At 42.9% G+C, this 16,552-nt stretch carries 15 protein-coding genes; 12 read left to right on the top strand and 3 right to left on the bottom strand.

All coding sequences use genetic code 11. The features are described 5' to 3' along the window. Positions 1-72 precede the first annotated feature (72 nt). The 7 genes from F6K53_RS17295 (at position 73) to F6K53_RS17265 (ending at position 8,781) form a co-directional block, all read left to right on the top strand. On the top strand, positions 73-2,997 hold the full coding sequence (locus F6K53_RS17295) for a tetratricopeptide repeat protein (RefSeq protein WP_293072009.1): 2,925 nt from the start codon (positions 73-75) through the stop codon (positions 2,995-2,997). A 327-nt stretch (positions 2,998-3,324) separates the two neighbouring features. After that, positions 3,325-3,849 carry a hypothetical protein gene (locus F6K53_RS17290; RefSeq protein WP_293025465.1) on the top strand — a complete coding sequence of 175 codons (525 nt, stop codon included), beginning with the start codon at positions 3,325-3,327 and terminating at the stop codon, positions 3,847-3,849. Between the two features lie 275 nt (positions 3,850-4,124). After that, the gene (locus F6K53_RS17285) at positions 4,125-5,582 is read left to right on the top strand and encodes a tetratricopeptide repeat protein (protein ID WP_293072008.1); all 1,458 of its coding nucleotides are present in this window, start codon (positions 4,125-4,127) and stop codon (positions 5,580-5,582) included. A gap of 8 nt (positions 5,583-5,590) precedes the next feature. After that, positions 5,591-7,240 (top strand): tetratricopeptide repeat-containing sulfotransferase family protein, encoded by a 1,650-nt coding sequence (locus F6K53_RS17280; protein WP_293081420.1) that lies wholly within the window; start codon positions 5,591-5,593, stop codon positions 7,238-7,240. 308 nt (positions 7,241-7,548) lie between these two features. After that, positions 7,549-8,127 carry a Uma2 family endonuclease gene (locus tag F6K53_RS17275; protein ID WP_293081418.1) on the top strand — a complete coding sequence of 193 codons (579 nt, stop codon included), beginning with the start codon at positions 7,549-7,551 and terminating at the stop codon, positions 8,125-8,127. A gap of 87 nt (positions 8,128-8,214) precedes the next feature. Further along, a complete protein-coding gene (locus F6K53_RS17270; protein WP_293081415.1) occupies positions 8,215-8,349 on the top strand; it encodes a hypothetical protein in 135 nt (44 codons plus the stop codon). 207 nt (positions 8,350-8,556) lie between these two features. Further along, entirely contained in the window at positions 8,557-8,781 is a 225-nt protein-coding gene (locus F6K53_RS17265; RefSeq protein WP_293081413.1) for a hypothetical protein, read from the top strand. Between the two features lie 223 nt (positions 8,782-9,004). Here F6K53_RS17265 and F6K53_RS17260 read toward each other — a convergent pair whose 3' ends face one another. After that, positions 9,005-9,346, bottom strand: coding sequence for a helix-turn-helix transcriptional regulator (locus tag F6K53_RS17260; protein WP_293072130.1), 342 nt, complete (start codon positions 9,344-9,346; stop codon positions 9,005-9,007). Positions 9,347-9,410: 64 nt separating this feature from the next. Here F6K53_RS17260 and F6K53_RS17255 point away from each other — a divergent pair, with 64 nt between their 5' ends. Continuing rightward, entirely contained in the window at positions 9,411-9,554 is a 144-nt protein-coding gene (locus tag F6K53_RS17255) for a hypothetical protein (RefSeq protein ID WP_293072131.1), read from the top strand. On the opposite strand, the gene F6K53_RS17250 is transcribed toward F6K53_RS17255, so the two are convergent. Next, positions 9,540-9,959 (bottom strand): DUF29 domain-containing protein, encoded by a 420-nt coding sequence (locus tag F6K53_RS17250; RefSeq protein ID WP_293025475.1) that lies wholly within the window; start codon positions 9,957-9,959, stop codon positions 9,540-9,542. The genes F6K53_RS17255 and F6K53_RS17250 overlap by 15 nt on opposite strands. A 623-nt stretch (positions 9,960-10,582) precedes the next feature. On the opposite strand from F6K53_RS17250, the gene F6K53_RS17245 reads away from it, so the two are divergent. The 4 genes from F6K53_RS17245 to F6K53_RS17230 are packed head-to-tail and all read left to right on the top strand — an operon-like array spanning position 10,583 to position 15,326. Then, on the top strand, positions 10,583-10,696 hold the full coding sequence (locus tag F6K53_RS17245) for a helix-turn-helix domain-containing protein (RefSeq protein ID WP_293072134.1): 114 nt from the start codon (positions 10,583-10,585) through the stop codon (positions 10,694-10,696). Further along, positions 10,647-13,238, top strand: a complete 2,592-nt coding sequence (locus tag F6K53_RS17240; protein WP_293072132.1) for a dynamin family protein — start codon at positions 10,647-10,649, stop codon at positions 13,236-13,238. Before F6K53_RS17245 ends, F6K53_RS17240 begins: the two co-directional genes overlap by 50 nt. Continuing rightward, a complete protein-coding gene (locus F6K53_RS17235; protein ID WP_293040999.1) occupies positions 13,231-14,295 on the top strand; it encodes a diguanylate cyclase regulator RdcB family protein in 1,065 nt (354 codons plus the stop codon). The genes F6K53_RS17240 and F6K53_RS17235 overlap by 8 nt, the downstream gene beginning before the upstream one ends. A gap of 5 nt (positions 14,296-14,300) precedes the next feature. Further along, complete coding sequence (locus F6K53_RS17230) at positions 14,301-15,326, top strand: patatin-like phospholipase family protein (protein WP_293072133.1); 1,026 nt, start codon at positions 14,301-14,303, stop codon at positions 15,324-15,326. Between the two features lie 128 nt (positions 15,327-15,454). Here the strand turns inward: F6K53_RS17230 and petA are convergent, their stop codons facing one another. Further along, positions 15,455-16,444 (bottom strand): cytochrome f, encoded by a 990-nt coding sequence (gene petA, locus F6K53_RS17225; protein ID WP_293072135.1) that lies wholly within the window; start codon positions 16,442-16,444, stop codon positions 15,455-15,457. Positions 16,445-16,552 lie beyond the last annotated feature (108 nt).

The raw sequence follows: 16,552 nt of genomic DNA, 5'->3' as shown, positions 1-16,552 counted from the left end.
ACGCGGGGCGCGTTCGATTTAGCGGTGGGAGCAGTCAACTGCCCAAGCTAGTTCTAACCCGATAGCTGCCTAATGATCAAGGTTGAACCAAGTTACCAACAAGTCAAGGCTTATTTAGCCAACAAGCAATGGGGTCAAGCCGTTGCTTCTTGTAGGCAAGCCTTGAGACGGCAGCCTGATTCTGAGGAATTCAATGTTTTACTAGGCTTTGCCCTAGCTGCTCAGGAAAAGCGGAGGGAGGCAATTTATGCCTATAGTAAAGCGCTGCAACTCCAACCGGAGCAAGCTCAAACTCATGCTTGCCTAGGTGAGTTATATAGTCAACTCCAGGAGCTCACAACAGCAGCATGGCATTATCAACAAGCGGTTTGGCTACAGCCGGATCAGGGTGAGTACCATTACAATCTAGGAATCACGAGGCACAAGCTGTGGGAGTGGGATGCTGCCAAAGAAAGCTATCAGCAAGCGATCGCACTTAACCCCAAGGATGCCAAAGCCCACTATCACCTAGGAGTGTTGTATGGTCAACGGGGTCAGTTAGAGGAAGCCAGCAACAGTTATCGCCAAGCCATTACCAACCAGCCAGATTACCTCAGCGCTTATAATAACTTGGGCTGTGTTCTCTTTGAGCTAAAACAATTCGAGGCAGCAAAGGCAGTCTATCAACAAGGTATCGACCAACAAGGTATCGACCATAATCCTAAGTGTGGGACTCTGTATAATAACCTGGGTAAGGTGCTGCAAGCACAAGGTAAGGCAGGTCAAGCTCTGGTGGCATACAGTAGTGCGATTGAGTTAAACCCAGAGCTAAAATCAGCTTACTTAAATCTGGGTCGGTTATGGCAACAGAAGGGGAATTATCCGATAGCAGTGCAGTATTTTGAAAGGCTGCTGAGGCTGGATCCAGAACAGATATTGACCTACAGTGAATGCGCCAACGCCTTGATGGCTCAGGGGAAACTAGCCCTAGCCTTTGACTATTTACGAAAAGCGATCGCATTGCAACCAGCTTTTGTGGAGGCTTATTGCCAACGTGCTAAAGGTTTACCAGGCCAGGACATACTTGAGCGATCGCAAATTTATTGTTCTGGATTTCTTGAGGCACTACGGAACAAAGAAGATACTTTCCAAGTCTGCCTATATCTGTGGCAGACTTATTTGTATTTAGGGGATACCTTGTTTGAGTATGGTGCAGCAAAGCAGGCGGAAAAGTATTACCAGAAAGCGTTACAGATTCAGCCAGACCAGGTTGAGTTGTATATACGCTTAGGGGATTGTTTAGCCGAGCAGCAGCGACTGGATGCAGCAGTGATGACTTATCACATGGGTTTAGCCTTGCAACCAGCTCATCCTCAGATTTATCTACGGTTAGGGCAAGTCTTGAGCAAACAAAAGCGGTTCCAGCAAGCCCTTGAATACTACCAATCCCTCTGGCATCAGCACTTAGAAGAGGGCAAGGTGAGCGGTAACCTTGGTAGTCTCGGAGTCTTGCCTATAGATAACGTGCCGAGAAATAACTATAGTGCTAAGCCGAAAGATAACTATAGTGCTAAGCCTCTTACCTCCCAACCCCCTCACCCGACCAAGGGCATTTATGAAGCGACTAGAGAGTGGTATATAAACACAGAGTGCCATGGCTGCTACTACATAGAGGTACCTTGGTCAACCATCGACAAGGATTGGCAATATACGGGATCGAGGGAAATTGAAGGTTCTGTGAACCATTGTTCCCAGGGCAATGGTTTCCCAAACGATATCAACACCATGTCCATGGTAGCGCCGCCAGTTTCTGCCCTGGCTCCTATATCTGTTGAAGGCAGCAAGTCTCAGTCCCAGTCTCAGTCCCAGTCTCAGTCCCAGCCTCAATGTGGCGGTGTTACCTGTAATCGATGTATGAGACGACTGTGTAACCAGTTTCAGTCGATTCATCTCGGCAAGAGGGTCTATCAGTGTCAGCCACCGCAAACACTTTCTGTGGATTCCCCTACTGTCTTTGTGGCGACTATCCCAAAAGGACGGGCTTGGATTGCCCCCCAAAGCAGTTACTGGAAGATTTGTCATAGCATCGCCATCATTACTCCAGATGATTATTTGCTATCTGACCTCTCTCGAAATTACCCATGGTATTTACCTGGATGTGAGCATTACGACCCCAGAAACCATAGAATATTTAGTCTGGATCAGATGCCGCCTTTAGAGTACATTGATGGCACAGTAGCGGTTCTATCGGGACTGTCTGGACATGGCTACTACCACTGGATGTTTGATGTCCTGCCTAGAATTGAAATCCTGCGCCGCAGTGGGATAGATTTCCTTAAGATTGATTGGTTTTTGATCAATACGCCACAGCAACCCTTTCAACAAGAAACCCTCAATTACTTAGGCATTCCTGCTAACAAAATTATCTCCAGCGATCGCTACCCCCATATTCAAGCCCAGGAGTTAGTCTTACCCTCCTTTCCCGGACATTTTGATTGGGTACCGCAGGGTACTATTAACTTTCTCAGACAGAGGTTTCTACCGCAAACTCTGGAATTAAGATACCCAGAGCGGATCTACATTTCTAGAGCGCAAGCCAGACATCGACAAGTTATCAATGAAACTGAGGTCAAGGAGCTGCTATCCCAATTTGGTTTTATTACCATTGCCCTAGAAAGCCTATCTGTGAAGGAACAAGTTGCTTTATTTGCTTCTGTTAAAGCAATTGTTGCTCCCCATGGCGCTGGTCTGACCAATACGGTATTTTGTCGCCCTGGCACTCAAATTATAGAACTAGTTTCACCGAATTATGTGAGAACAGATTACTGGATTATTAGCCAACAAATGGGACTAAAACATTATTATGTAAAAGGAGAGAATTTTGACTGTCAACCGATTCGCAAACTTATGTATACTAGCTCACTAACAGAAGATATATTAGTTAACCTAGATTCCCTTTACTCAGTAATGAAAATTACTGGCCTAAATCAGCTATGCTCAAGGGTGCATAACCAATAAGGAGGCAAAGGATGCCATGGATTCAGTAAAACTATTTGGGCTCTACCGAACTTGCTGTGTAACAATCTTAGGCAATAATTGCTATAAATAATAATTATTGGGCGATTGGGCGGGACTTTTAGTTTTTCAGAGAATGTTTTTTGATAAATAACCAGTCCGATCAGACCTAGTGGTCAATAAGCGCGTTTTTATACACACTATCTTCGGTAGAAATACTAACTATTTGAGAATACAAAAAAACTAATCTTGTTTGTGGCGAAAAAATCTGTAATAAATTATAGTTGATAGGTGGTAATATCAACTAGGATAAAGAAGGAGTTATAGTAGATGTCTTCTATGTTTGCTGACCCAGATCTTGAAGTTATCCCAAATGATGAAGACGGCTTCGTTATCTTAGGACCAGACGATGAACGAAGTAATATTAGGGGGAGCGATGGTCTAGATATTATTCAGACTGGTAATCAAAACGATGAGATTAGCGGTGGTGACGGGAATGATGTGCTCTTGGGGCAAGCAGGGGATGACCAAATCACTGGCGGTGAAGGCGATGATGTGGTGCTGGGTGGAGAAGGAGATGATAACCTGATCATAGGACCAGGCACTGATGTGGCGATCGGGGGTCCTGGAGAGGATACATTTACCTTCGAGTTCTTTGACGATCAGCCGGATATTATTACTGAGTTTAAGTCTGGAGAAGATCGGATCGTGATTCCAGGGGTTGATGACCAGACTATCGTAACTTACGACTCGATCACTGGTCAGCTAAAAGTGGATGGGGAAACCATTGCTCAATTGAGTTCAGGTTTGGATGTTGAAATTAATAAAACTGATGATGGTTTTGAGATACTTTAGTAGGTCAGTAATCAGCAATCAGCAATCAGCAATCAGCTGATAGGCTATTGGTTAGGTCACAGCGTGCCACGATACTGCTAGAAGCCTGTGCCGCGATACTTGAGGTGCCAAAGGCCAAGGGCTGACCGCTGACCACTGACCGCTGAATGCTTGATTTGAGTTGTGAACATGTTTTATGAAGGAAAGGCAACAGGCAAAAGTTAATCAAGTAGCGCTGCTCCCTGCTCCCTGCTCCCTGTTCCCTTTTCCCTGTTCCCCGTTCCCTGTTCCCTCTCATGTACACTTACTTAACTGAAGCAATTGCCGCTTGTGAGCAAGCGTTGGAAAGTCCATCTCCAAATCGACCTGATTTTGCCTCGACTTGCCGAGTTTTAGGCAATATCTTGCAAGGGATGGGTCGGTTTGATGATGCAATTTTCTGGCACTCTAGAGTGTTCGATGACAAACCGAATTTAGTGCAAGTCTATGCTAAAATAGGAAATATATACAGCAGTCAACAACAGTGGCAGGCAGCGATCGCATCCTACTATCATGCTATACGCCTCCAGCCAGATTTTGCTGAGGCTTACTGGAGTTTGGCAGAAATCTATTCTCAGCTGGGGAAAAAAGACGAGGAAATTGAGTGTTGGTATCAGACTCTGAGCCTGAAACCCAAATCAGCCAATGCTCAGGGACATTATAAACTAGGGAAAGCGTTCCTGGCTCAGGGTAAACCGGATCGAGCCATTGCTTGTTTCCAAAATGCGATTGAGCGTGACTCCACCCTATGGGCAGCTTACTACGAGTTAGGAGACTGTTTGATAGCCCAGGGGAAGTGGGAGAATGCGATCGCATGTTATCGTCAGTTAATCGACCTTGACCCAAATCAAGCTAAGGCCCACTATAAAATTGCTGGGATTTGGCTCAAACAAGGAATGGTGGACACAGCGATTGCAGCATTTCGCCGCTCGATTGAGGTTGATCCAAATTTTCCTGGAGCTTATCGGGAACTGATCCAACTGTTGATTCAACAGCAGAAGTGGGATGAAGCGATTGTCTCATGCCGTGCGGTCATTGCGACAGTGGGTGACTATCCCTGGACTTATGTTAAACTCGGGGATGCTTTGGTAAAAAAAGGTGAGTTGACCGAAGCCTACACTTGTTATCAACAAGCTGCTCAATTGCGGGGTTGGGATCAGTGTGCTCAGAAGGATTATCGATTCACCCAGGATAGGTTTACCTTTAAAATTCCGGTCTGGGAAAAACACTTGCAGCCCCTAGCTGGTGTCGCGGATGCTCAGTGTCTGGAAATTGGGAGTTTTCAAGGCAATTCCGCTTGCTGGTTACTTGATAAAATCCTGACTAACTCTTCAGCTCGATTAACTTGTGTTTCGCCACACTTTCAGGAAGAGTTTGCTGGAAATATAGCTAAAACTGGAGCAGCGGAAAAGGTGACTAGGTTAGAGGGAAAACCTGAGCAGTTGCTTAATTCCCTTGATGGCAATTGCTACGATTTAGCTAACATTCGCGACAGGCGTCACAAAGCTACCATTGCTGAGCAAAATGCTTTACTTTGTTGGAAGCTACTCAAGGTGGGAGGGCTGATGATCGTTAATAACTATGGATGGAGCAATCCGGCTAAACCACAAGAAGCGCCTAAAATTGGGATTAATAGGTTTCTAGATTCAGTTAAGGGTCAGTTTGAGATTCTGCATCAGGCTCGCATAGTGATTGTTAAAAAAATAGCGTCTTAACGGTAACGATGTCAAGGGATATCAAGCAATCTTCGGGTCATGACCACGACTCTGTTGACCAAACCCAGGGCCAGCTCAAGGTGGTGAAAATTCAAGTAAAGTTGGCTAAAGACCATGCTAATCGGGGGAGTCTGTATGCTCAACAGCAACAGTGGCCCGAAGCGATCGCATGTTACGAAAAAGCGATCGCAATTGACCCGAAATTTGCTGGAGCTTACCGTAACTTGGCTCGGGTTTTCGCTAAGACTGGTCAACAGGACGAGGCTACGGAGTGTTGGTATCAGGCTCTAACCCTAGAGCCAAATTGGGCTAAAGCCGAGGAGCATGTTAAGTTGGGCAACAGGCTCTGGTCTCTGGGAAAACCAGACCAAGGCATAACCTGTTATCGACAAGCGATTGAGTTAAAGCCCAATTTACTCCAAGTTTACTATCGTCTCGGGGAGATACTCCAATCCCAGGGAAAGATGGAAGATGCGATCGCATTTTATCAACAGGCGGTCGAGAATAATCCCCGAAATCACCAAGCCATGAACTACTATCGACAAGTGGTCGATAGTAATCCCAATTCTAGCGCTAAAGATTATCATCAGTTGGGTCAACTGCTCAGAGGGCAAAGTCGATTCAAAGAAGCCATAGAGTCTTATCAAAAAGCGATTGAGCTTGACCCCTGTTTTAAGCGAGCTTATGTAGACCTACAGTACACCTGGATTGAATCAGAGCAGTTAGAGCAACTTATCACCTTTTATCGACAGTGCATCCAACGGCAACCAGATTTTCCTCTGGCTTGGGGGAATTTAGGGGATGTGCTAACCGAGCAAGGGCAACTTCAGGAGGCGATTAGCTGTTACCAAACTAGCTCTTACAAAAAAGCAGTTGCATCTAATCCCAAACTTGCCGAGGTTCACTGGAAACCTAAAAAAGAGCATGGTCCAGACTTCGTTATTATTGGAGCGGCTAGATGTGGGACATCTTCATTATATATGTATCTGAGTCGTTATCCACAAATTATCTCCCCTCATAAAAAAGAGTTAAATTTTTTCAGTAAATATTTTAATCAAGGGATTGATTGGTATCTCGCCCATTTTCCATCTATTACCGACTATCCTAATTTCTTAGCTGGGGAAGCAAGCCCTAATTATTTTGACTGCACTGAATCTGCCCAACGGATGTTTCAGTTTTTTCCCAAGGTTAAGCTCATTGTTTTATTGAGAAATCCCGTTGATCGCGCTATCTCTTGTTACTATCACAATTTTTATCATGGTCGAGAAAATCGCAGTCTAGAAGATGCCCTAGCTCTAGAGAAGCAACGACTGGAAAGTTTGACAGAATCGGAGCTATTACAGATTGGGTATCGACACCCAAATAATTTATTAGGAAGTCTTTACGTCTATAAGTTAAAACGATGGATGGAGATTTTTACGAGAGAACAATTTTTAATAGTGAAGAGTGAAGACTTCTATAGCAATCCCAAGACTGTTATGAGTACCATCATTGAATTTTTGGGATTATCTGATCAGACGTTTTTTCAATATCCCAAATGCAATGGTAGGTCTTACACTCCCATTAGTCAAGACTTGAGACAAACCTTAAGTGACTTCTTTCGAGCTCATAATCAGAGGTTGGAAGAGTATTTAGGAATGTCACTTAATTGGGATTAGAATCAAAAAAGCGGTGTTGCTCATTATGCGTATGGTTTTGCCCCCCTAGGGCGTGTTTTAAACGTTTTCCACAAGATTATGATCCCCCCCAGCCCCCCTTGAAAAAGGGGGGAGCCATACTCAAAGTCCCCCTTTTTTAAGGGGGATTTAGGGGGATCTCCGAGGTAATAAGACACGCCCTAGACCCCCAATCATGGGGTATTTAGGGGGCTTTAAGAAAACCAAATGATCGCGCATTAATTTATTAATTCAGCAACGCCTATTTCCTACTGTTCCCTGTTCCCTGTTCCCTGTTCCCTAAAATTACCATGGTTAAAACCACCTCCAAACTCACTTTTGAGGAATACCTGGAATACGATGATGGCACAGATAACCGTTATGAGCTGTTTGATGGGGAGTTAGTAGAATTGCCGCCTGAGAGTGAACCAAATAATTGGAGGGTAATGTGGCTAATGCTCCAATTAGTCAAGCTAATTAACCCCCGCTTAATTAAGACGCACAATTGTGAATTACAAGTTCCAGGAAATCCTCAAAACCGCTATCCAGATTTGGTAGTAATTAGAGAAGAACATCTGATCCAAACGGAAAAACGCTTAACTATCACCCTTGATATGCTTCCCCCACAGTTTGTGGCTGAGGTAGTTAGCCCCTACAAAAACCAAAGGGATGAAAACTACCGACGTGATTATGTAGAGAAGGTAAAACAATACCAAGAAAGGGCTATTCCTGAATATTGGATTATTGACCCCCAAGAGCAGTTAGTAACTGTGCTGGTGTTAAACAATGGTAGTTATGAAAAACAAGAATTTCGGGGTAATCAGCAGATTGTTTCCCAGACTTTCGGTGATTTTAAGTTTACGGCTTTACAGGTGATAAGTGCTAATTGATGGGTAAGTTGTCAGCTATAGCAAAGGGAACAGGGAACAGGGAATAGGGAATAGGGAGTAGGGAGTAGGGAGTAGGGAGTAAGAAATATGGCATCAAAATTTTATCAATTCTTACATGGATTGCTATATCAGCTTATGCGCTACGCGCACGCTACGCTAACAGTTAGTAGCTGTCAGCTTAAGCGCTACGCGCACGCTACGCGAACAGCAAAATATATCTAATCATACGACGGGAAAAGCTTTTGAATAAAATAACCTGACAGCTGACAGCTGACAGCTGACGGCTGACAGCTGACGGCTGAATGCTGACGGATAAATCCTGACATTCATTCTCAAATTACCTCCCCAAAAAAAAATTATAAAAACCCTTGACAAATAAATATATAATCATTACAATAATCATTATAAACATAATTCAGGTTTTTAGCCATGTCTCAAAACTTTATGCCGAATCAAAACAATAATTCTGATGAATCTAACCAAAAGAAACAACGTATTAAGTACATTAAAGGATCTCCTGAAGGAGTCACCAAGACTATTTACTCCCTTTCTGCACTCGGGTATGGGTCGGTTTCCGACTGGAGCCCTTTGCAGCCAACCGGAATTCCAGGGCAAGTAATTAGTTTTGCAACCAAGTATTCGACTTGGCGTTAATAGGTTAAACTTCTGGGGGGGTTTCCCCCCGGCAAAGGCTCCGGTCTTTTGGCGTAGCGTGACCTTTGCCCAATGAAATAGGATCACATCCGGATTGATTCGGAAAGTGAGAGACATGACATAGTGTTTACAGCACTGAAATAGCCGTGGATATTATTTCTACGGCTATTTTTTTTTTTGCTTTTTAAAAATATGAAATGCACCCCCTACTGCTCCCTACTCCCTACTCCCTGCTCCCTGCTCCCTGTTCCCTTTGGTATTGTATGCTCCCACTAGATACAGTTTCCGGTTTTGGACTGACCATAATGTCTATATTTTGACCTAATGCTACCAGAAAATATAATAGTTTTTCCAAGGGGAAACCCTGCAAGCGACCATTTTTTAAATCTGTGACTTTAGGAATATCAATTTTAAAAATTAGAGCAACCTCTGAATCAGATAACTGTCTCTCATCAAGAATATCGGAAATGAGTGAAGCTAGTTTAACCTTAGCTAACTTTTCTTGAGCATTACTAAATCCTAAATCCCTAAAAATATTTTCTGAGCTTACAGTATAGTCTGGCATTTTGTCTAGATCGTGGTGCTATCTAAAAAATAGCTTATGTTCCACTTTTACAACCACTGGCAAGATGCCAGTTCCACTTTTACCACCACTGGCAAGATGCCAGTTCCACTTTTACCACCACTGGCAAGATGCCAGTTCCACTTTTACCACCACTGGCAAGATGCCAGTTCCACTTTTACCACCACGCTTCAGGTCAATCTTGATCTAAAATATCAGAAGTGAAAGGACAATTCTGGGGGAAACTAACAGATGGATAATTCCTGCTCACCTTTTTCAGTGGATATCTGTAGCAATCGGAAAAGACCGATTCAAGATAAGGCTTGAGGCTAGGAGATTCAGACAACAGAAGATTAATCTGTTCTCTTTGTTCATCGATAGTATTTTCCCAGCCTCGATAATCAGGCTCTGAATCTACGTACTGCCTTTTTAGCAAATGTTCCATCAAAACCTTAAGTCGGCTCTGAAGCTCTCGTCTATCGGATCGTCCCAAGGATGCTATCTCCTCAATTAAATTGTCTATATCCAACTCATCAAAGTTTTTTGTTTTGAGTTGCTGGCAAGTTGTCTCAGTCCACAGAACGAAATCCTGATCATACAAGTCATGATTACTCATTGCTGGTTCATCCTTTTCTATTTTTTTTGTAACGATCAGAGCCTCTCCCGTTTTCAGGTAAAACTGCCTGCAAAAAATAACGCTACTCTTGAGGCTTTCAGAGAATAAATCAACAGCATAGAGTCAACTAATCAAGGGGCATCTCATAGTTGAAATATTCTCCTTTTTTATCCTATATCATGTCGGGATAATTACCCTTAATAAAAATATCCCTATCTCCCCATCTCCCCATCTCCCCACACTTCCCACACTTACCACTTTCCCTCTAATTATGGGTATTCAACCAAACTTGATATGAGGGGGTTTGGGCTTTGGGGGAGCTATAAAACCCCTGGGCTTAAGGAAGCTTAGCGGGGGATATAGGCTTTACAAATGAGTTGTAAAACTAGATTATAATTTTTTATAATCAAAACAAACGCTGTATTCCTTACTAAGGCTACCATATCCAGATTTTTATGTTCCCTAAAGCGTTTCATCCTATGTTTACATCTCAAATAAAAATGCTATACATGGACTCCCCCAAGTTAAGTTAAGTTACTCAATGTAACTTAACTTAACAATTAAAAGTGTTTAGCTTACCAATAAATAGTGTATAATATCTGCATACAGCTTTTCAACTGTAAATACTACTAACACTCAACTACCGCTACCGACTCTACCCCGATGCTACTCAACAGCAAAGGGTGATTGAGTGGATGGAAATCTATCGGACGACCTACAACTATGGGTGGCGATAGATTAAAGATTGGTGTAACAGTCGGCAAGAAAAAAACGACTCCCATAGCTTTGGATGTTTTTGGTTCATCTGTTATTAATGTGACGCAAGGAGCAGAGGTAGAAGCAATGTATTCTGGAGACTTGAAGCCTGATATTGAGGGTTTACAACAAGACGTTATTACACGACTGAAGGAAATCAGTGACCTGATGACGGATGCTAGTGAAATACTAGGAGAGGAGGGTTCAGGGAATAATTACACCCAATTGAAGCAGAAAGTAGATACTGCCAAACAGCAGGTGGAAAATCTGGAATTAGTCATGTCGATTATCGCGCCCATGAAGGCAGGTAAGTCTACAGCTATCAATGCGATTGTTGGGCGGAAACTTCTGCCTAGCCGCAGTGATGCCATGACCACACTCCCTACAGAAGTTGTCTTTAAAGCTGAATTAGAACAGCCAATTTTGAAGTTGAGTGAACCAGTAGTTTCTGTGTTTAGCAAGACAATTGAGGCTTTGCAGAGCAATCTTCAAGAGTTGGACACTGACGAAATGGAAAGTATGATGGCTAAGTATAGGCATCTGAATGACTTAGTTGAAAAAATCAAAAAACAGCCTTTAGCCTCACTAGTCCCTAAACAGGAAACCTTTGGCTTTAATAATATCCGGAAAACCCTGACTGCTTTGAATGACATTATCCGTTTGTGCAGCCTGAATGAAGTTGACGATCCTATTGGTAAACTTCTCTGTCTTAATCTTAAGTCTCCGCGCATTGAAACTCCCTTTTGGCAAGAAGAAGATGCTGATAAAACTGCAAAAATCGGTAATCTAGTAATTATTGATACCCCTGGAGGTACTGAAGCTGGACAAGAGCAGAAACTAAAGGCTGTAGTCACAAAGCAGCTCACAAAAAGTGCAGTTGTTTTGATTATGCTCAATTTTGGCGCAATGGGCAGAACTGCTGACAATAAAGTTGAAAGTGAAGTTGAAGAAATAAGAAATTTACAAGATAGTGAGAAGGATAACCTATACGTTTTGGTAAACCAGATTGACAGACGTGGTAAAAATTCCAGGACTCCTGAGGAAGTCAAGGACTTTGTCAAAGAGGCATATGGCATAGGTGATTCTGGCGAGAACAAAGATACAAATAGAGTTTTTGAAATATCAGCTCACTGGGCACTGTTCTCTGCTAATTTCTTTCTTCGAAAACTAGATAAAAATGAAGATGCAGCTAAAAATGATATCAAAATCCAACCAGATATTGCCAGAGATTTACTAGGAGCAGAGTGGGAAGACGATATTGAACATGCCTCCTTGGAGGAACTGAAACGTAAAGTTAGGAAGCTGCGAGAAAGATCAGGTTTTGATGATTTTATTAAGAAGGCAATGGAGGAGTTAATGCTCTCAGCAGCGCCTGAATCCATGAAGGCAGCACTTAAAGAAATTTGCAGCTACTTAAAGCATATCCCAAAGGATGTAGAACTTCAGATAAAAGCTATTAACCAAAAGGCAGCAGAAATAAAAAAGCAAAAAGATGCCTTACAATCTAAAATAAATGGTCTTGAGGATTGTCGCCATCGTCTGAAAGAACGAATAGAGGAAAAACAGGAACAACTTAATCAGAAGCTAGAGGCAATTCGTATTCCCCTAAAAAAAGCAGCAGAAGTGACTATTGACGATTATTTTTCACAGTCTCCAACCGACGCTTTACAAAAATGGGAAACATTTGCAAGTCAAATGGGTGTAGCAAAAAAGATTGTAGAAAAGAGAATCCAAGAGTTTATTTCTTTTGATGACTGGATTAAAAATTATTCAATTTTACAGTTCAAGTGGAATACTGATTATTCAGTTGAATTATCAAGTAAAGCAGATGCAGAAGAATTTCGTAGACTGGCAGTTAATTACGCAACTGTAAGAACAGAAAAGTTATTTGACAGTATTCGTGAAGCGACTGAAGAAGAACTAAAAAACTCCCGTGAAGAGCTGACATTATTATTAGATAGTGAGACAAAGCCAATAATTGAGGAGGCGAGGGAGCAACTGTCAAAAGGCTTCGATGTGGAAATTCCACCCCCACCGCCAGAACCAGACATAGACCTAAATTCTATTCAACCTTCAGTAGATGAGTTACCAGAGTATGGATACGAAGAAGTAGATGAAAACTACAGGCCATGGTATTTTTTTGGGTGGCTTGAAAGAACAAGGACAGTGATTAAAAATGTACAAGTAGGTAACAAATATATTGTCAACCTGAATGATTTAATTACTAAAATGAATGAAGTAATTAAGGAAAAAATTGATATAAACTATCAGGGAAGTCAAGAGTACATTGTTCAGCAATTTGAAAAGGATACTGAAACCTTTTTTCAAAATCTTCAACAGTACTTAGGTGGATACAAAGACCAGATGAAGGAGTCCCTGAGGAAGCAGGGATCTGAGGAAAAGCAAAAAACAGTGGTAGAAAACCTCAAGAATAAGTTAGCAGATGATGCTCGAGAACAAATCAAAAAGGTAGATATTATTCTCCAACGTATAGAATACTTCTTATCTCTAAATAATGGATAATTATAATATAACACATCTTCAAGAACTAGAGTCTCATCTTAAAGAACTAGACTCTCAGTATCAAGTCCCCATCCTGAGGGATAAAGCTCTGATTGACCTAATAAATGGTATTCAGGTCAACCGCGACCTCATCAGCTATGGTAAGAAGCAAAGGAGTCTGGGCCGCCTGTGGGACTTACTAACTGGCAGCGACTCCCAGCGCCAATCCCTCTTAGGTGAAAACCTAGTCGCTGGTCAAAATACACTGTACCAATGGGCATTAGAACTCACTTCTTCCGAAGATATTAGTCAAGTAGCACTGGCTGTTACCCAGGAAAAATTGCTGGAAGCCCGTGAGGCTATTCGCCGTCAGCAACAAAGGCTAAATATTCAACACCAAGAACTAAGAACTCTGCTGCAAGGTTTGACTAAAGAGATTGACTCACGTTTCCAGAAACTGGATGAAAAGATAAATAACCTAGAAGTAAGTACGGCTGCTCATCAGGAATTTGAGAGCATAATAACTTTCTGGGAAGCAAAGAGTACTTACACAAAGCTACCTTGGGTAGTACAGGTAGCCTTTTTAGCACGGCAAGTTTTCAGTGGTGCAGTTGCTAGCTATGAACTGAAATCTAATGATAAAAAACTTTATCGTGAGTGGTTCGTCAATCGAGTTGTCAAGTCTCCCAGAAGCCAAGAGATCCCGGACCCCCAAATGACTCCTCATAACCCATTCTGTTCCCTTGCAGACCTTCTAGAGAAAACTAGGTTAGACATGGCAGACAATGGCCGCACATTAGAATTCGCAGCAGCGTTGTTGGAGGTTCGGTCAGTGCCGCGAGAGCGTCTTTTAAAGACTCCTTTGCTATTCACTATTGGTACAACTCTGGAACTGGCCGCCCTCCCTCCTGAAGATATACCGCCAAAGCCCGCACATTGTGCAATTGAGCTATGTCGCGCTCACATTCAACACATCGACCAAACCACAGATCGAAGACAATTTGTCGAAACCATTGTGCATGAAACCGCTAATGACTGTATGGCAATCATGGCAACCCGTCCTACTATCACAAGTTGAGCTCTATGGAACACACAAACCCCAAATTTGGACTTGTACTAGCTGGTGGTGGTGCTAAAGGAGCATATCAGGCCGGTGTATGTAAATATCTTGCCGAAATTGGACTAGAGCCACAAATTATTGCTGGCACTAGCATCGGCACCCTTAATGGCGCTGTTCTCGCATCCAGTGAATCATTTGCGGAAGGTGTCAAGCGATTGAATAAACTTTGGGATCAATTAGGTCAAAAACAGGTTATCCGTCCCAATAAGAGTGCAGTTCTTAAAACATTAAGCTATGGTGCTAAAGCTTTTATCCCAAATCTGAGAACGTGGTGGTTTGATTTCTTAGTAAAGATAGGATTGCCCGAAGACCACAACGCAATCTTTGACCCTGAACCTGTAGAAACTCTATTACGCGAAGCCGTAGACCCGGCTAAGCTGCGAAAAGGTATTGAGTTATGGGCAACAGTATTTCCAGCACTGAAAATACCAGACTTAGACTACGATTTACTGATGCCCTTAGTCGATCTTTTGCGAGCCCAAGCTGGTACATCCGCCCGCTGGCTTCGGGTGCAGGATTGCCAAGATGATGAAACTCTCTATAATTTACTCCTTGCTAGTGCTGCCATTCCCTTGGCATTTCCTCAACGAGAAGTTAATGGTCAGTTCTATGTAGACGGTGCTTTGGGAGATAATATCCCCTTGGGAGCATTAGCCGATCGTGGATGTACTTTCGCCATTGTAATTCACTTAGATAACGGAGAAACCTGGAGCCGCCACGACTTTCCAGAGCAAGCCATCATTGAAATTAGACCAGAACAACAAATCAATAAATCGAATAGGCCAGTTATCGGTTTCATTGATAGTTTGCTAGACTTCAGCCCTGAACGCATCAAAGAACTCAAAGAGCGTGGTTATGAAGATGCCCAGCGTTGCTTGCAGCCAATTCTCGAAACCTTTATAGCGATTAGAGCCATGCGTGGTTCTCAGGAAAAACTGGTCAAACAGACATGGGAGTTGCACAATGACCGACCACTATTGGATGATTAAGGGTTGTGATAAATAAAGGTTGACCATTGATATAGTCAAGAGAAACAACCATGTACCCCAAGACGATCAACTGTCAACCTTTAACCAATAACTATTGCAATAGTGACTTCTAAACCAGCCACTTAAGACTAGAAATTCATTTCAGCAGCTTGGACTTTCTCAACTTGCTTCTTCTTAATAACTAGCAAGACTTGAGATAGCATAATCGCGCCGATGAATAGCATCAACCACTTAATCCGAGCTGGGTCTTGGAGGACCACTTCCACATCCCTTTGACCAAATCCACCAACATTAGGATCAGTACTCAGAGCTTGTCCTGATACTACCTTATCTCCTTCAGCAACCAGTAACTCTGGGCCAGGGGGAACCGTATCAACTACAGTCTCGCCGTCTGGGGTCTTGATAGTGACGTCGTAGCCAACATACTCTTCAAAGGTAATTTTGGTAATTTCACCAGTGGCAGAGGCATTGAAGGCATTATTATTGCTAAGGTTACCAGCGGGGTAAACCTGACCCCGTCCCCGGTTACCACCAACATGAAGCTGGTATTTACCAAAATAGATATTTTTCTCAGTTCTGGGGTCAGGAGAGAGAACTGGGAACACAATTTCTTGATACTCCTCACCTGGTAGAGGACCAACGAGTACTATATTTTCCTGCTCTTCGCTGTAAGGTTGGTAGTACATGTTTTCGGTTTCTTCTTGCATTTCCTCCGGAATCCGGTCAGGAGGAGCAATCTTGAAACCTTCCGGTAACATCACCACGGCACCGACCTGTAAGCCACCTTTAGAACCATCACCATAGACCTCTTGTGCTTCTAGGTCATAGGGGATTTTAACCACAGCTTCAAATACAGTATCTGGCAGTACCGATTGGGGAATTTCAACTTCTGTCGGTTTCTCTGCTAGGTGACAATTAGCACAAACTATCTTGCCAGTGGCTTCACGAGGGGTTTCTGGTGCAGTTTGCTGTGCCCAGAAGGGATAGGCAGCAGCTGACTGGGGAACTGCCAGGTCGCTGGCAAAGAAAAGGGCGACAGCTGCCACAACCAAAACGATAGCTCTGGCAATCATCCCCTTGCCACGGTTAACCATCACCGATACATCAGGTGTTCTCATCACTAAGCCAAAAAACTCAAAAATTGGTAATTTAAAAATTGCAACTTGTTAATTGCTAATGGTTGATTAGCACTAGTCAATTAACTAAAAACTAAGGACTAAGGACTA

Source organism: Moorena sp. SIO4A1 (genome assembly GCF_010672065.1).
Taxonomy (GTDB): domain Bacteria; phylum Cyanobacteriota; class Cyanobacteriia; order Cyanobacteriales; family Coleofasciculaceae; genus Moorena.
This window is presented reverse-complemented; position numbering and strand designations above follow the sequence as displayed.